This is a genomic window from Nostoc edaphicum CCNP1411 (assembly GCF_014023275.1).
In the GTDB taxonomy this organism is placed as follows: Bacteria; Cyanobacteriota; Cyanobacteriia; order Cyanobacteriales; family Nostocaceae; genus Nostoc; species Nostoc edaphicum_A.
Genome location: NZ_CP054698.1, coordinates 2,501,124 through 2,518,442, shown reverse-complemented (window position 1 = coordinate 2,518,442; position 17,319 = coordinate 2,501,124). Strand labels below are relative to the sequence as shown.

Annotated in this window: 14 protein-coding genes; 6 read left to right on the top strand and 8 right to left on the bottom strand. The window is 42.0% G+C overall.

Translation table 11 applies throughout. The features are described 5' to 3' along the window. Positions 1-6: 6 nt before the first annotated feature. From HUN01_RS12945 to HUN01_RS12930, 4 genes are all read right to left on the bottom strand, one after another. On the bottom strand, positions 7-501 hold the full coding sequence (locus HUN01_RS12945) for a phage tail protein (RefSeq protein WP_181931613.1): 495 nt from the start codon (positions 499-501) through the stop codon (positions 7-9). Positions 502-523: 22 nt separating this feature from the next. Beyond that, positions 524-979, bottom strand: a complete 456-nt coding sequence (locus HUN01_RS12940) for a phage tail protein (RefSeq protein ID WP_181931612.1) — start codon at positions 977-979, stop codon at positions 524-526. 177 nt (positions 980-1,156) lie between these two features. Then, a complete protein-coding gene (locus tag HUN01_RS12935) occupies positions 1,157-2,818 on the bottom strand; it encodes a phage tail sheath family protein (RefSeq protein WP_181931611.1) in 1,662 nt (553 codons plus the stop codon). A 30-nt stretch (positions 2,819-2,848) separates the two neighbouring features. After that, positions 2,849-3,688, bottom strand: coding sequence for a Pvc16 family protein (locus tag HUN01_RS12930; RefSeq protein WP_181931610.1), 840 nt, complete (start codon positions 3,686-3,688; stop codon positions 2,849-2,851). Between the two features lie 1,011 nt (positions 3,689-4,699). On the opposite strand from HUN01_RS12930, the gene HUN01_RS12925 reads away from it, so the two are divergent. The 5 genes from HUN01_RS12925 to HUN01_RS12905 all read left to right on the top strand — a co-directional run bounded on the left by HUN01_RS12925 (position 4,700) and on the right by HUN01_RS12905 (position 10,467). Next, the gene (locus tag HUN01_RS12925; RefSeq protein WP_181931609.1) at positions 4,700-5,818 is read left to right on the top strand and encodes a sensor histidine kinase; all 1,119 of its coding nucleotides are present in this window, start codon (positions 4,700-4,702) and stop codon (positions 5,816-5,818) included. Between the two features lie 26 nt (positions 5,819-5,844). Further along, on the top strand, positions 5,845-6,525 hold the full coding sequence (locus HUN01_RS12920) for a response regulator transcription factor (RefSeq protein WP_181931608.1): 681 nt from the start codon (positions 5,845-5,847) through the stop codon (positions 6,523-6,525). 43 nt (positions 6,526-6,568) lie between these two features. Then, positions 6,569-8,707 carry a substrate-binding domain-containing protein gene (locus tag HUN01_RS12915; RefSeq protein ID WP_181931607.1) on the top strand — a complete coding sequence of 713 codons (2,139 nt, stop codon included), beginning with the start codon at positions 6,569-6,571 and terminating at the stop codon, positions 8,705-8,707. Beyond that, a complete protein-coding gene (locus tag HUN01_RS12910) occupies positions 8,685-9,326 on the top strand; it encodes an FHA domain-containing protein (protein ID WP_181931606.1) in 642 nt (213 codons plus the stop codon). Before HUN01_RS12915 ends, HUN01_RS12910 begins: the two co-directional genes overlap by 23 nt. 94 nt (positions 9,327-9,420) lie before the next feature. After that, a complete protein-coding gene (locus HUN01_RS12905; protein ID WP_181931605.1) occupies positions 9,421-10,467 on the top strand; it encodes an anthranilate phosphoribosyltransferase family protein in 1,047 nt (348 codons plus the stop codon). A 33-nt stretch (positions 10,468-10,500) separates the two neighbouring features. Here the strand turns inward: HUN01_RS12905 and HUN01_RS12900 are convergent, their stop codons facing one another. Both HUN01_RS12900 and HUN01_RS12895 read right to left on the bottom strand, forming a co-directional pair. Next, positions 10,501-11,919: an LCP family protein gene (locus HUN01_RS12900; RefSeq protein WP_181931604.1), complete on the bottom strand. Its 1,419-nt coding sequence runs from the start codon at positions 11,917-11,919 to the stop codon at positions 10,501-10,503. A 285-nt stretch (positions 11,920-12,204) separates the two neighbouring features. Continuing rightward, positions 12,205-12,567, bottom strand: coding sequence for a hypothetical protein (locus HUN01_RS12895; protein WP_181932674.1), 363 nt, complete (start codon positions 12,565-12,567; stop codon positions 12,205-12,207). A gap of 211 nt (positions 12,568-12,778) precedes the next feature. Between HUN01_RS12895 and HUN01_RS12890 the strand changes: the two genes are divergently transcribed. After that, positions 12,779-13,936 (top strand): AI-2E family transporter, encoded by a 1,158-nt coding sequence (locus tag HUN01_RS12890; protein WP_181931603.1) that lies wholly within the window; start codon positions 12,779-12,781, stop codon positions 13,934-13,936. Positions 13,937-13,958: 22 nt separating this feature from the next. Here HUN01_RS12890 and HUN01_RS12885 read toward each other — a convergent pair whose 3' ends face one another. Continuing rightward, a complete protein-coding gene (locus HUN01_RS12885; RefSeq protein WP_181931602.1) occupies positions 13,959-15,290 on the bottom strand; it encodes a serpin family protein in 1,332 nt (443 codons plus the stop codon). Positions 15,291-15,660: 370 nt separating this feature from the next. Continuing rightward, positions 15,661-17,256 (bottom strand): S8 family serine peptidase, encoded by a 1,596-nt coding sequence (locus HUN01_RS12880; RefSeq protein ID WP_181931601.1) that lies wholly within the window; start codon positions 17,254-17,256, stop codon positions 15,661-15,663. Between the last annotated feature and the right edge of the window lie 63 nt (positions 17,257-17,319).

Genomic DNA, 17,319 nt, shown 5'->3' with positions numbered 1-17,319 from the left:
TCCTAATTACTTCACGCGTTTAAATTCCTCAAAAGCAACCTCCACCTCCTCAATTTCGATGTCATGGCTGCGGGCGTTGACATCGGCAATTTTGTAACTTGCGGGCCAAGCACCGGCTAATTCAAATCTAGCTACTTCTTGATTTGCCTGATTATAAATAGATAAAGCAACAAGTCTACGTTGCTGTGACCAATTACCCTTTTCGACTTTTTCAAACCACTTCCAAAAATCCATAGAGTTGGTGGTACCTCTACGCAGTGTGAGATTACCACTCTTGGGATTGCTAGGAAGCTTAGTTCTCACCACCTGACCTTTTGATTGCCCTTTTGTACCCCAGGTTTGAGAAGTAACTTCAGAAATTTCAATTACCTCTTGGGTTCTTTTGAAGCCTTGACACTCCAAAAAAAAGCAATTGGCATCGTTTTGACCTTCTAGTGTCAGCTCCAAATAGAACCGATGGGCTGTCAGAACTTCTGGAATTCGGCTTGCGGATTGTACCACTGTTAATTACTGCAAATGCTAATTATTTGATTCGTTTAATTCCTTCGTGAACCAATTCAATAGTTTCATTCGCCATTTCACCACCAGAAGCAGTTAGGGTAGGCCCGGTGTATTTACAGGGATAGCAATTGACAATGTTCCAGCGTGCTTTTTCAGAGCCTTGTTGGTCGTAAGCAACTACCGAAGCAGTCTTACGATTCTGTGACCACTTGCGAGGATCACCCATATCTTCGTTACAATCTTGATACCATTTATAAAGGTCTATATCAGCAGTGGCGATAACCTTTACTGTAATGTTGGTAAATTTCACAACGGTTGGTGTAGCTTGGCGCATTAGTTTACCGGCTTTAGATGAACCGTGAACTTCTTGCGCTGGTGTATTTTCAACGCCTAGTCCGCTAATTTCTTTGATGAACTTATCAGTAATTCCGTCAGCCTCGAAGTAAAATTTACAAGAGGTTAAAAATTCGCCTGACATACTTTTAGATTCCTTTGTGTGTGGTTAATTTTGGGAATGGGGAATGGGGAGTAGAGAGCAGGGGAGGCAGGGGGAGCAGGGGGAGCAGGGGAAGAAGAACTATTGATGATTGACCAATGCCCCATGCCCCATGCCCAATGCCCCATGCCCCATGCCCCATGCCCAATGCCCCATGCCCTATTCGCTATCTTCAATGCCATTCCATTGGCTGATGCGGAAAACAACAAATTCAGCCGGTCTGACGGGACAAACACCGACTTCAATATATAAACGTCCTAAGATTCTGGTTTCTGGTGGGTTCAATTCTTCGTCGCACTTGACATAAAATGCTTGTGCTGGAGATGCACCAAATAAAGCACCTTCACGCCAGATGCGCTCTAAGAAGTTACTGACGGTGCGGGTTACACGCGCCCACAAATCTTGGTCGTTCGGTTCAAAAACTACCCACTGTGTCCCCAATTCTAGGGATTTCTCGATATAGCTAATTAATCTACGCACACTGATGTAACGCCACTCTGTTTTATCTGGCTCAACTAGGGTGCGTGCGCCCCAAATGCGGATACCTCGGTTCGGGAAGCTGCGAATGCAATTTATTCCAAGTGGGTTTAATAATTCTTGTTCGCGGAAGTTTGTTTCATAACCCAAACCAATTACGCCTCTGGGAACTTCATTTGCAGGCGCTTTGTAAACTCCTCTGGTTTCGTCGGTGCGGGCCCAAACTCCCATCACATGACCACAAGGAGGTACTAAAATTGGATTACCGCGATCGCGTGGATTAGGTACTTTAATCCAAGGATAATAAAGGGCCGCAAACATCGAACGACGGTTAAATCTATTTAACCACTCCACTACTTGCTGAGGTTTGACGGCATCCGGTGGCGCATCCAGTACAACCATCCGGTTGGGCGGGTTGGGAATATCGCCACTGGCAGAACCCTCGCACATACTAATCATCAGTTCGATGATGCCGTGAACTTGATCTAAATTAAGTATCTGCTCTTGATAAGCCCGCATCACATCAGGACAGGCCAGCATTGTGATTTCATCAACTTCAAAGATACCGCGTACCCCGGTGCGATCGTCTCGAACCCCTTCCAAATTTTGCGAAAATCTATCAGGTGGGGCTGCGACAATGGGCGGCGCTAGTTCATATTGACCATTAACAGGGCGACGAGCTAAAGGTTGTCCGCTTTGAGTTATGTCTTCTACAGTGACATACATGGAATTTCTCAATGCCGCCAGCGCATAAGTTGCTGTTTGACCAGCAGGTTCGCGGTTCATTGTCAAGTTTTCGTATTGCTCTAGAAGTTCATCTCCCCGACGAATTTCGATGGTGAAATATTCACCCGTATTTGGAGGCGCTTCTCCTTCAGTACCTTCAGGTAGGGCGCGGGGTGAACCATCAATAATTACGATATTTACTAATCCACCCGATGCTTGCTCAGGGCGCAAAGTAAAGCGGAGGGCTGGACGATTACCTCGAGCGTTAATTCGTAAGTTAGCCGGTTCTGGAGTTGCTGGTCTGGGTGCGCCTGGTAACTGAGTCCCAATGCTTGTTACCCAGCAACGACCGCCACCATTCATAAAGTAGCCGTAGACTGAAAAGGGTAAATAGGCGTTGAAGTCGGTGAAGCCATCAGAGTTGGGACGCGCAAAGTAGTTTAAAAATTGCGTCCAAGTGGTTACTAGCATGGGCTTGTATAACTCAGCCCCACCGCGAACATCTTCAGTAAAGCCGACAAATCCGGCAACTGCTGTGCTAACACCTTCAATTGGTCGGCTACCCCGGTCAATTTCTTCAATGTAGACACCAGGAGCAAAGTAATCAAGTCTAGCCATGAAAGTCCCTCCAAGTCAGTAAAAATCTAATTATTCAGGAGTTAGAAATATTTCTTTGAAAGTATGACTTTGGTTATCTACCAATGCATTAACGTTTTGGGGTAAATAGCCAGGATGATTCAGAGTCAAAACATAATTACCTAAATGAAGGTCTTCAAAGAAGAACAGCCCTTCTTTAGTAGTTAATATGGATTTTTCAGTTCCCCTCACAGCTACTTCTGTCGCTACCAACGGCAGATTTGTCACCGCACTTTTGACAATACCTGCGATCGCAACTCGTCTAGTTAGAACTAAACTGTCACTATCGCGAGACAATTGATTTCGCAAATTGAAAATTCGCTCCCAAACCAAAGGTACTGGAGTCGGTTGTGGCTCGAAGGGAATTGTAACTGTCAAATATAAGGCTGAACGCAATGGCACGCTGAGAGCGCTCCATAAAGAACCAATCTCAATTGGCGGCTCTAGGGCAACTGTCAGGTTCAAATTACCATAGCCCCGTAATTCCGGAACCAAAAACTCCTCTTCCAAGGTGCGATGGCGCAACAGCACAGTCAAAGCCTCACTGATAAAGTGATGCTCACCTAAAGCTGTTCTATCCCACGCTGTTAATAGCAGCGAAACATCAAACCAAGCGGGTGCCCAATTTACAGTAGCAGGTTGTAGAGCGCGTGTTAGCTTGCGTTCAACTTGCCTACCAGAATGTTGTACCTGCTTACTCTCACGGATATCAAAAATGTATAAATTGAGAGTCGGGCCTGCTCCCTCTTCCCTCCGATTACCAGGATGGCTAAAGTCAATTTGCTCTGTACTGGTAAGTGAGGTTCCTCCAGCTAGAATTTCGGCTAAAGTTTGAAGAACAAAGATAAGCATGAAGGTGTTCTGCTGGTAGCTAATCCAGATGCATCTACAGTATATGTATCAGTCTTCTAAAGTTAATTAGACTTTTGTCGATATTTTGGGATTGGGCATTGGGCATTGGGCATTGGGCATTGTCTCTCTGTTTGTCCACTCCCCACTCAGCATTTGCTCAGAATGATTGAGAAAGCTAGTACCGCACGGCGTAAATAAGCCACCCATCTTAAACGTCTGAAACCCTTGCAAACAATTAATTACAAATTCCGAATTCCGAATTCCGAATTCCGCCTTGCGGTACTAGTAGTCTTTCAATAATTGATGGATAAATTCCCTGTAGAGACGGCGATTTATCATAAATAAAAGGGTTTAAGACCCCTACATATACATATAGCACCCATTTCAGTCGGGGTTTAAATCCCCGTCTGAAATGTCTTTAATTTTGAATTGTTAATGCGTCTCTCTAACCGTCAAAATGAATTTGACAGACTACTAGAGAAGATTTAGATTTTCAAAAATCCGAAAAGCGGTAACTTCAGTTTGTAGATTTAGTCTGGAGTAGTTCTTAATCAGACGCACTGCATTTTTTTGTGGGGTGGGCAATTTTACCATTGGTGTTAAATGTGAAAGCCATCTTAGAAAAAGCTTTTAGATATGTCTCGTTCCCAGTCTCCGACTGGGAATACCCATCGTTGGGGCTGCCGCCTCTAGACTTGCGGCAGAGCCGCTTTTGAGTTGCATTTCCAGCCAGAGGCTGGAAACGAGATTTAAAAAGGGTTTTACCTCAAGTTGACAGCAATAGCGACACACTTATCTCACAAAAGTTATTAAGCCGTGATTAATATAACTACTATATGCTTGTATATACTTATAAAAATGAAATGCAGTATTGAATGTAAACTTAATAATTCTTTGTATTAATTGGTTACAAAGATAACTTAACAAAAAAATAAACATTCCTGAGACTGCATAATTTTATACTGGTCAGCAGAAAAGTAAAATATTTGGTTGCAAAAAGCGAGTGAAGCTATGACACTAGGCTTTTCTGTACAAAAATTAGAAAATGGCTCTAATTATTTGAATTCCTCAGAAATTCAGAGCTTTTGTCAGCTTGAGTCTGAACAGTTAACTAGTCAATATCCAATTTTTTTCGCTCGGATTGTCTATCATGATTCCTTATTGAGAGCTAATCAGGAAATTATAAATTATGGTCAAGACCAAGCTCCTTTTTCCCAAAAAACTTTAGCTTATTTGCGCTCAGAAGTATGGTTTACAGATTTTCCACCTGCTTTGACTTTACATGAATTGAGACTTAAGGACTTTTCATCCATTTCCTACATTTGTCCCATATCCTATAGAAATCAAAAACCTGAATACATTCAAATTATTACTCGTGAACCTCTCTCATTAAATTTGCAATTATATGTAAAACGTTCTGCGATGCTCCTGAGTAACTATATAGATATTTACTTAAACTATGGAAGACAAAAAACTGAAATCCAACTCCTGGAAGACATCCTGCATCGAGTAGGACATCAATTACGTAACTCTCTAGGACTGATAGGATTGTATGCACATAATCTATGCTTAGGATTAAAGGATAGTCCTTGGCAAGAACAAGCAACAATCATCGGCGAAAGCATCCAAGATTTAGATATTAATTTAAACGAACTGATTGATTGCGGTCAAAGTGCAAAATTAAGAGTAACACTTCAAGATTTAAGAAGCTTGGTAGTTGAAAGTATCACAAATTTACAACCTCTAATTAATCAGAAAAAACTTAAAATATTGATTCCCGATACATCGACAATACTGAAGATAGACAGATTACAAATAAAACAAGTATTTGATAACATCCTCAGTAATGCTGTTCATTTCAGCCCTAATTCAGGAACTATAACTTGTAGCTGGCAGATTTTTCAAGATGAAGTTTTAATTAAAATTTCCGACCAAGGTCTAGGACTATCTCAAGAAGATTTACAAAAAGTATTTACCCCATTTTATTCCCGGCGTAAAGGAGGCACAGGACTAGGTTTAACTATTGCTAAAAAAATTATTCTGGATCATCAAGGAAGTATCTGGGCGCAAGTTTTATCAGAAAGCGGAGCACAATTTTCTATAATTTTACCTCGACCAAGAAGTAGATAAATAATTCGTAATTCTTAATTAAAAAGATGGCTAATGATAGCAAGAAACTTTCGGTTTTGCTGGTAGATGACGAAGAACGCTTTCGTCAGGGGTTACGTACTCTTCTGAATTTTTATAGTATTAATTCTGCATTACCTGTAGAAGTTATGGGTGATGCGGATTCTGTAGAGCAGGTTTTAAAGTTTACAACGCAGAAGTGTCCAGATTTAATTTTGCTGGATATGCAATTAAAAGGATGTGATGGGATTACAGTTTTAGCACGGCTTAAGGAAACTGCTTATACTGGCAAAGTTTTAGTATTATCGGCTCATCAAGAAGACGACTGGATTTTTAGAGCAATGCAAGGGGGAGCCGCAGGTTATGTGTTTAAAAATCGTTTAGCAACCCAATTGTGTGAGGCTATTGACACTGTTACAAGGTCAGAAATTTACCTACCTTCAGAAGTTGCTAGTCGATTTTTCCGGTTTTTTCAGGCTTATTCAGATTCTTGTGTAAAAGCATGTCATGAAGTGCATTTAACCGAAAGAGAGCAAGAAGTTTTATACTGGTTAACTCAAGGTGCTTCTAATGAAGAAATCGCTAAACATTTATATGTAACAGTTGCTACTGTTAAGGCGCATCTCACCAGTATTTTTGAAAAATTGAAGGTTACTAGCCGGACTCAAGCGATTGTGACAGCCCTCAAGTTAGGATTAGTTCACGCTTGAGCGCGACGGAAGTAATCGGCGCAATTCACGAAACTTTTTGTATATGCCTTCATTTGAATCTTTATATCAAGAATACCCCTGCTCGTATAATTCTCCCTTAAGTTGCGATCGCCCTTTCCAAACGGCGCAGCAAATCAAGGGCGCTAAGTTTTGCTTGGAATGTGGTTTTCCAGCAACTTTACCACAGGAGGCTGAGATTAAAGGAAATCAGGGGACTTATCAAATAGCTAGTTTTATTAGTGTTCGGGGTTTAGGCCGCTTATATTCAGGTATCCAACTCAAGGACAAACAGCCTGTAATCATCAAAGAATACCTGCTACCCAATCGTTGTTTTAATGAAAACGAGACTCAAAAGCGCAAAGAGACTTTCAAACGGGTGGGTGGGATAAGTTTAGCCGATAGTCGAATTCAAAACTTCCGTCTTGTGGAAACAAAAGAAGCGATCGCAGATGAAAAAGGAGAACGCTGTTATCTAATTACTCAAGGAATAGAGTCATCCCAAACTTTAGCTAAGTATCTCATAGAAAAAGGAGCAATGACATCTTCTGATGTTCGTGAGGTACTAAATCAAGGTTTGCAAACTCTCCAGTTTCTCCACACCCAAAAGCTGCGTTTTCCCTCAAATCAAACACAACTCGGTATAACTCACGGCAACATCAGTTTAGATAGTACCTTAATTAAAGTAGAAAATAATCAAAAGTTTTCCATATACTTTTGTGATTTAGCTATCTGGGAAAACTTATTTATTCCACCCATTATTCCTCAACCCGCTCCCGCTAGACCTGAGCAAGATTTAGAATCATTAGGATTACTAGCCTTTTATTTATGGACAGGACGGACAACTAATTTTTTATCAACCCAGCCTCTCGATCCTAGAGATAATCAACAATGGCCAGATACCGATAGCCATTTAAAGCAGTTTATTTATCGACTAATTGGTTTAGAAACTCCTTTCGATAACGCAGAAACGGCTCGTCAAGCACTGCTACAACTTCCCAAAGAAGATCATGGCAAAGGTTCAAGTTCACTACGTTCGCCAGCTTCTAAAGAAACAGCAAAGCGTTTCCCAATGCCCTTAATATTGCTAGTAATTATGGCGTTATTACTACTCGGTGGGGGAATTTGGTATTGGTTTTTGGGCAGGAAAACTGATAGTCCTAATCAATATATACTATGGTCTAGACTTGTGCGAAATTTCTCAGAGGTTCCCAACGTTCCTTCTGGGCAATTTACTTACACAGGAGAAAAAGAAAGTACGTGGAGTTATGTTTTAACGCAACCAGTAGATAACAATCGTTTAGGAGATTTATTGACCAGACCAAAGCCAGATGCAACAGCAACATTTAAGTATGAATCTGTTTTGTCAGCAAATATAAGTAATCCAATTAAAAGTATTGAAGAAATCCAAACAAACAAAAAAGATTTTGCAATCACTAGTTTAGTAGAAAATATCACAGATAAACTTGCTAAAAAACAAGTTGCTTATGATGGATTAATTGTTTTTGTAGCATTTAATAAAAGAGACTCAAATCTTGCTAATGCTCTGGGGGGACAAATCAATCTTGAGCAATTGCGTCAAATTTACACAGGCAAAATCACTAATTGGCAGCAGATTAATCCCAAACTTCCAAATCTACCGGTGAAACCTTTTGCCCCAAATGAACCAGAAGCAATCAGTAAATTTCAGGAAATAGTTCTCAAAAATGCTCCTCAAGACGAAGCTTTATTTGCAGCGAATGTTACTAAACTTGATACAACAAAAACCCAAAACCAGATCCGCAGTGAAACTTTAGAGGGGCGAACCACCGGTATTATCAGTTTCGGCATTATCAGTAAAACTTGGAAACAGTGTACTGGTTATCCGCTAGCGATCGCAGATGGTAGAAAGTCAGCTATTCAACCTCTATTTCAAAAACGCGATCGCCGCTCAATTAATCCCTCAGATGACTTATGTCAGCATGATGATTATTATGTTGATGTCACAACTTTCCAAAGCTACCCTCTGGGATACCCTATTTTTGTAGTGTACCCTAAAGACAGCAACCGCCTGCCTGGTGGTTCTACATTTGCCCAGATGCTAACTACTCGTCAGGGTCAGTGTTTACTTAGTAAAGTAGGTCTTGTAGCTTTACAACCTATGCCTGATGATATAAACTCCTATGCCTGCAAATCGGTGCCCTAATCCCAGTTGCGAATATTTTAACCGTGCCCTGCCTAACAATGCTAAGGTTTGTCCCTGGTGTTCCACTCCCGTGGGTAATGTAGTTGCTCCAACACCACAACCACCTATTCAACCACAGCCTAGTCAACAACCACCCAGTCAACAACCGCCAGTTCAGTATCAACGACCAGCAACAGACCAACCTTATCAGGCTCCCCAACAAGCTCCCGTTGATTATTCAACAGTTTATCAGCCACGGGTTTCTTATCCACCAACACCGCCTGTTTATACTCCCCCGCCTCAAAGAGCGCCAGTCTTAAAGCTGATTCATAGCACTGGAAGAGAATTTAACCTTGTTGGGGAAGGAGGCTATATTGGTCGCCGCAGTCAGAGTCCAGGAATAGCGCCGCCAGAAATTGACTTAACCGGCATTCCCAGTGAAGGAATAGTCTCTCGTCGTCATGCGCGAGTCGATTGGGACTGGTCGCAAAATTCATACATGATTGTTGATATGAGTACAAATGGTATTTATTTAAACAACACCTCTCTAACTCCTGGTATGCAATATCGCCTACTTAACGGTGACTCACTGCGATTTGGTCAGGATAACCTAGTCAACTTCACCGTATATATTGTGTAGTAAATTCGTAATTCGTAGTTCGTAATTCGTAATTCAAGGTTACTAATGACCAATGACAAATGACCAATGACAAATGACAAATGACCAATGACAAATGAGCAATATATTTCGGGAATTTCTGCAAAAAGTAGGTAGTGGAAGTCACACGAGCGAGAATTTAACTCGTATAGAAGCAGCCACCGCTACTAAAATGATGCTGTTGGGTGAAGCGACACCAGCCCAAATCGGCGCGTTTTTGATTGCTCATCGAATCAAGCGTCCCACGGGGGAAGAGTTAGCCGGAATGTTGGATGCCTATGATGAACTGGGGCCAAAACTGCAACCAATAGCCTCTGCTCGACCAGCGATCGCACTTGGCATCCCTTATGATGGCAGAACACGCACAGCACCAATTAGTCCGGTAACAGCTTTATTACTCGCCGCAGTGGGACAACCAGTGATAATGCATGGTGGCGATCGCTTACCAACCAAGTACGGTTTACCCTTAATAGATATTTGGCAGGGTTTAGGAGTCGATTGGACTACCCTACCACTGGCAAAAACTCAGCAAGTATTTGAGCAAACGGGAATTGGCTTTATTTATCTACCTCAGCATTTTCCCTTAACTACAAGTATTTGGGAGTACCGCGACCAACTTGGCAAACGTCCGCCCTTGGCGACAATGGAGTTAATTTGGTGTCCTTATGCCGGCGATGCTCATGTAATTGCTGGGTTTGTCCATCCGCCAACAGAAGGAATGTTTAAGATCGCTCTGGGGTTGCGGGGAGTAACAAAATTTACATTAGTGAAAGGATTGGAAGGTAGTTGCGACTTACCGCGCGATCGCACTGCAATTATCAGCTTATCTTCATCTGTAGCATCCCAAGAGGTAGAACGATTGCACCTCGTACCGCGCGATTACGGCTTTACTACCAAGAACGTACCCCTTGGAACTACTGAAGAATTAGTGGCAGATATTAAGGAAGTTTTAGCAGGTAAACCAGGTGAACTAATGCAAACAGCCTTATGGAATGGCGGATTTTATCTATGGCGGAGTGGTATTTGTCCAGATATGCCAGAGGGTTTAGCTAAAGCAGAAGAATTATTAACCAATGGTGTGGTAGCAGCTAAACTCCAAGAACTCAGCCAGTCAGTAAATTAGCCGTAACCAGTGTAATTAATTACGAATTACGAATTACTTACTCAGCAAATCCTCGAAAATAGATTTTTGTTGCAACCAATCTTGACCTACTTGGATACTTATATCCGAGCCGAGGTTGCCCGTACTTTCCACACGCACTTCTCCAAATCCCAAAGTGTTGCGAATTGATTCGGCACTGTCACCATCTCCTTGTTGGGCGACAATGTGAGTTACCTCTAGAGGTTCACCCCATGCTTTGGCTATATAGACGTTGCGATATCCAGATTTTTCCAAGGCGCTAATTAACGGTTGGAGGTTAGAGCGATCGCCACCTGTGCTATCTTGAATTGCTACACGCAAATAGCGTGGATTAGCCATCTCCTGTTCCTGGTCTGATTCCAAACCAAAGTGCTGAACCATGAGTTTGGCAATTCCATCTTTGTTAGGCAACCAATAGCTAGCATCATACTCATTCTTCTCGCTAAAGCGACCTGGCAGCATTAACATCTGCATATTAGAGCGATTTGTCCGTACTCCAAAACCCAATAGTGCCACTAACTCTTCAACAGTCAAGTTTGTATCAATGTGGTCTTTCACTACATCAAGAACTTTAGGTAATTGAGCAACCGTAGCTGGGTTGAGTGTTTGATCCATCAAAGCACGCATGACCATTTGTTGCCGCTGAATCCGACCAATATCACCAAGTTCATCATGACGAAACCGCAGCAATTGTAGTACCTGATCGCCGTTGAGATGCTGCTTACCCGCCTTCAAATTGATGTACAAATGCTGAGAATCATCTTGATATTTCATATCTTTGGGGACGTAAACTGTTACACCACCCAAAGCATCAATCAGCTTACCAACTCCCAGAACGTTAATTCGGACATAGCGATCAATTCCCGCCCCACCTAAGAGATTACTGACGGTTTTAGCAGTTAAAGCTGGGCCACCTTCAATATTGGCAGAATTAATTTTTTTCACTCCATACCCTTCTATTCGTGTACGGGTATCTCTGGGAATGGAGAGCATAACTATTTTTTTCGTCTCTGGATCAAATTTGACCAAGAGCATCACATCCGCAAGACCATCAAAGGAGTTTACTTGGGGCAGATATCTCAGGTTTTTGGTTTCTTCAGGAGGGTTTTGGACATCTGGAGGAAGTACGCTCATCCCCATGACTAAGAGATTGACTGGGCGAGTTAATTCTGAAAATCGCATCACACCTCCAGAGATGCGATCGCTATCAAACACAGCCTCATCCTGTGGACTTAGCTCGGCTTGTTGCAAAGGTGTACTGGTCAAAGACACCGCCAAAAGCGCCCCCGCAGTTGCGGACACCATTGCAATACCACTCATACCTACCCAAAACCACAGCCAACGTCCTGATTTGGAGTTCTGGGGAATTTTTTTATTGGACTTTGAGGCTTTTCCCGACTGGTTTTCTTCTGCCGAACTTCTTTGAATGGTCACAGACTTCCTCACACTTACTCACTAATCAAATTCGGTAAATTTGCAGACTAAAAACATCCAAACAAATCAACCCATAATAACTAACTCTTAATTATCAGTGCTAACTTTTTTAATGTAGTGTCAACCACAACACTTATAGCAACATTTTTCTTTATTTTGGGCCAATCTAGAGATGTTTTATTGAAGTATGGCAATAATAAACTGGATTTGACTAGATATATGGATAAATCAATCGTAAATTTTTAGAAATACGTAAAAATACTGACAAATTATCACTCTAAAAAATTAAGATAAATACTTGCCAAACACTCGTTCTGCTAAATTACTAAACCCTGGTAAACGACCAGATTTGCCTTGCATCAGGCGCAAAATCAACCAGACACTTACTAAAAAATAACCAGATGTGAGAAAACTATTCAGGATAAATAGACGTAGCGGAAAAAAATCTGAAGTTGCTGTTCCGGTAGTTAATAATAGATATCCTAACAGCCAAGTAAGTGCCAAAGTAATAGACAGACGACTAATAGCAACTTGTTCCCGACTACCCTGGCCCCGATAGAGTGTCCACAAGGATGGGAAAAAGCCAATAATCGGAACCAAATATAAAAGTAATTGTGTTTTGGGCATAGGGCATGGGGCATTGGGCATAGGGCATTGGGCATTATTATTCTCTCCCTGCTCCTCTGCTCCCCTGCTCCTCTGCTCCCCTGCTCCCCACTCCCCATTCTCTTTCGGCTCAAAATTATTCATTGGGGTTAGTCTAACTCCTAAACTAGAAGGATGAATAAGACTCATATATTTAGAGATAATAAGCTGTAAAGAAAGATTTAACTTAGTTCTATTCCGCAATCAGCTCAAAATGCAGACACGCAAGCTACTCGACTGGTGGCAAACATTCACTCCCATAGCGCGAATCGGGGCGATCGCGCTATTCGTTCCGCTGCTAGTTCTCAATGGTTGGGCACTTTCGGTATTTTTTAATTATTTTCATTCTCTCATAGTGATTTTAGTTGGAGCCTCAGTGCTAGCATTTCTGCTCAACTACCCCGTGAGTTGGATGGAGCATCATGGTGCAAGGCGAGAGCAAGTCGCTATCCTAGTATTTCTCTTGGCTTTATCGATTTTATTGGCGTTGGGTGTGACACTTTTTCCTCTGGCCCTTACCCAAGCTCAACAACTGGTGGCTCGTTTGCCAGAGTTAATTGACTCTGGACGCTCTCAGTTAATGATATTAAACGAAAAAGCTGAGACTTTTGGCTTACCGATTAACCTTGATGCTTTGGTTGTGCAAATCAACGATCGCGTCAAAGGACAATTGCAAGCGATCGCTGGACAAGTTTTAAATCTGGCTGTACTCACAGTTACTAGTCTGCTAGATATTCTCTTAACGATGGTTCTGACCTTCTATCTTTTACAACATGGCGGTGAACTTTGGCAAAGCTTAGTCGAATGGCTACCGAATAAATTTCGCGATCCTTTCTCTCAAACAGTCCGCCTCAGCTTCCAAAATTTCTTCATCACCCAGTTGATTTTATCTACCTGTATGGCCTCAGCCCTAATTCCTACCTTTTTGTGGCTGAAAGTGCCATTTGGGCTGCTATTCGGACTAACCATTGGACTCATGGCTCTTGTCCCCTTTGGCGGTTCTGTGGGCATCGCTCTGACTACACTATTGGTAGCGTTACAAGATTTCTCAATGGGTGTGAGAGTGTTGATAGCAGCAGTAATCATACAGCAAATTCTTGAAAACTTAATCGCCCCCCGAATTTTAGGCAGCTTTACAGGTTTAAATCCAGTTTGGATTTTAATTTCGGTCTTGACAGGGGCAAGAATTGGTGGACTGTTGGGTGTAATTGTGGCAGTACCCACCGCTGTAGTCATTAAGACTGCTTTAAGCGCCTTGCGTCTTGGTAGCGAGACAAACGACACCGCTACAGCTGCATCCCTTACCGCAAATGAATCCCCGAAAGCTGACGGTAAAAACACTCTAAGCATTTCTGAAGCGACATTACCCTAATTGAAGGAGGCAGGAGATTTTCTCACTGCGGCTCGATGATGGAACCCATAAACAAAATACTTCCCGTCTGATTATCCCTAATCGCACAGAAGAAGGGACGGTCAACAATCATTCGGAATGGTTCTGGCTCATCTCTCAAAGATGTTGCTACTATTCCCACTGAAGTAGCCGCAGCCGCTTCGGTTCCTTCTTCGTTCACTTCGACAAAAGTTTTATGTTTAACTTGGCTAATGGCAAAATTTTTACCCATGCCAGAAAAATTGGCTTTGTTACTGAAAGCCTCTTCCATGCCTAAAGTTTTCAAGGCATCATTGAGTGTAACGTCATAATCTGTTTTGAAGCGGGGTAAGCGAATAAATCCTTCTTGTTTGTTGAACTGAGTCATCCATTTTTCCCAGTTCTCAACATTCAAGTTTTGATAGAAAGTTTTGAGGTTAGAGTTTTCTTTGGGTAGGAAAATGTAAAAACTGACTTTACCATCTTGACCGTAAGGTAAACTAACAGCCTGAAATTGTTCGCTTTCATAGTATCTATAGTCACCCTTCTGTGACATCATTGGGTGTTGTTTTTGCCTGCTAGATGTGATGTAAAAAGGGTGTTGAGCAGTTTGTGCTTGGTCAAACTCGTTACTCCAATTACCTTTAAAATATATGGCATTAATCAGAAATAAAACTTGGTTTGGTTCAATTTTTTCAACTATTTTATTAATTTTGCCATTAGTATTTTCTTTTACCCAATTATTGATAGTACTAGATGCGGCGGCATCTTTAAAGTTTAAATTGCTGACTTTAGCTTGATAGAAATCCTGGGTTCTTTTAAGGAAGTCTGGCGCAAAGCTAACATCTTGATTTGCCCAAAGTGAGTTAGCGATATTCAGTTGCACTTTCGCATCCGAATTGTCTAAAAGCTGCTTTAATGCCGCCGCGTAAGAAGAGTTGATTGCTGGTAGATTTATCCCCTGTAATTCCAGAGTTTTTGCCATTGCTTGTTGAGTCGAGCCACTAGCACCGTTGTAGGTCATAGCAAGAGCGATCGCGACACTCGAAGGTGAGATAAAAACATTATTCTCACCTTGATCATTTTTCAGAACTTCTGAAAACAGTTTGAAGCCAAACTTATTGCTAGACTCAACGATTTTTGTATCCGTATTGACTGTTTTTTTTTGCAATGGATTTTCTGGCTGAGGTAAACTAGATTGGGCAAGGGCACTTTTATTACTCTCGACTTGAGAACACCCTAATACACTGAATAGAACAACACTTGCAGCTGCCAAAGCATAACGTCTGCCCAGACTAACACCGTAACGTCTTTGCAGGAAATTTTCTTTTGCATCACTAAACTTCTGCCGATTCATTCTGCTACCTCACTTGCCAAAGATTCCCGTTCTGTGCTTAGAGTTGACGCAGATACTGTGTCAATGATTAACTATTGCATTTGCTCTAATAGAAAAATCGGCTGTTACAGTTTCTGTAACAACAAGTTAGTGATTGAGAGCAATTAAACACAACTTCTGAGAGTTGCTAATTCCTAATTGAGGCGGCTATGCAGACGAGTTATGAAAAACTTTGATTTCTAGGAGTTTTTCTATTTTAGACACAAACGTATTGTAAGCTACGTAATCACAAAATAACCACTTGTGTTGGATTCTGATAGATAGAATAAACGTTTCTCAATGGTATGAAATACACAATTTTCGTAGGGACGCACGGCTGTGCGTCCCTATTTCAATTGATAGGTACACTCCACCAAGCTAAACTATAGGGTTGAGTCGCTTCATTGAGCTTTTGACGAAACTGGACGCGGATTTTGTAATTGCCAGTAGCCGCAACTGGGCAGAAAATATGTTCTACACTATCGATTTGGCTGATTGAGGAGCAAACAGCACCAGCATCTGAATTTGGAGCATCAGATTTTACCAGATAAAGATCGAGATTGTTCAAACCGCGATCGCGAAAATTTTCGCCCACATCATATTGCTGGTTTTTATTTTTATCGTTGAGTTCCACCAATCGATCCCAACTCAGGGTCACAGCAACAAAGCTCCCCTGCTTTAACGGTTTTGCTAATATATAATCCACAGAAGCGCCAACATCGACTGTGCGATAATCCCAACCAATAGCCGGCACCGCACCTGATGCTTGCCATTTACCAGCACTAAATTGCTGATAAGCGCGAGATACATTTAAATGACCTGCTCCCATTTGGGCATCTAAGGGAATCTTTGAATCTTTGTAAGCATCAGAATCTAGCCAGCTTTGATTTTGTTTATCAATTAGTGTCCGAGTCATTCCCAAGCGCAAGCCATCACCGCTATCTAAAATTTTGTCTGCTGAATTCAGTAATACAGCTTTCATGACTTGATGACGCCGAGCATCAATGCTCCAGTTGCGTTGTTTTGTCCGCATCTGTCGGTCAGCAAGTTCTTGCAACACAGCAACAGTAGCCGTAACTTGAGGCGCTGCAAAACTCGTACCTGTCACTTTGTTCAATTTGCCATCTGGATTGAGCAAAGGTAGGTTATTTCCAGGAGCAACTAAACTGATAGCGCGACGCCCATCAATATTAAATTCCTTTCCAGCTAGCCTTCCACTCACTCCTTGGTTAGCACCCGCCAGATTAGCCACGTCTACTTTGTTAAAAACTCCCCCTCGGCGGGATGAAAAAGCCACGTTCATTCCGTTAAAATTATCTGTAGGGATGGGAATACCGCCCTTACCTTGGTTGCCTGCGATCGCATACAAAACATCGTGAACGCGACTAGACCAGTCAACACATAAAGTTAGTAAAGCATTGCCGTCTAAAGTAGCCTCCGGTCTAGGATCGCGGCTCAGAGGTTCACCAAAGCTAAAGTTAATGGCACGGACATCACCACTATTTTGTAGCGCTATGTGCTGGGCCGATAAGCACTCTTCTGGTTGACCCATATTTTTAGTGGAACCCACCGCCGATGAATACAGCCGCGCTCCCGGAGCAACTCCCGGCAAAGCTTTGTCTTGACTCACCATGACACCAGCAACATTGTAGGCGTGAGGGTCAACACCGCTATTAGACTTAGCTGGCCCATTGCGTAAGAATACCGCCGCTAATGATATAGCACGATTCTTAGACACCGCCTTATCCCACCCAAACATTCCCGGTCGGCCAATTTCTACTTGACCAATAGCAATCTTACGACCAATTAAATTATAAGGAGGTTGGTGTAGCTTCAGAGCATCAATGCCGTTAGTTCCCAGTGCAGATTCTAAAGCTGAAGCAATTACCGGCACACTCAAACAAGAAGCACTTAATCCCAAAATTATCCAGGTTAGTTTTTTAGTCATTAGTCATTAGTTATTAGTCATTCAATTTTAGATTTTGAATTTTGGATTTTGGATTGAAGGAAA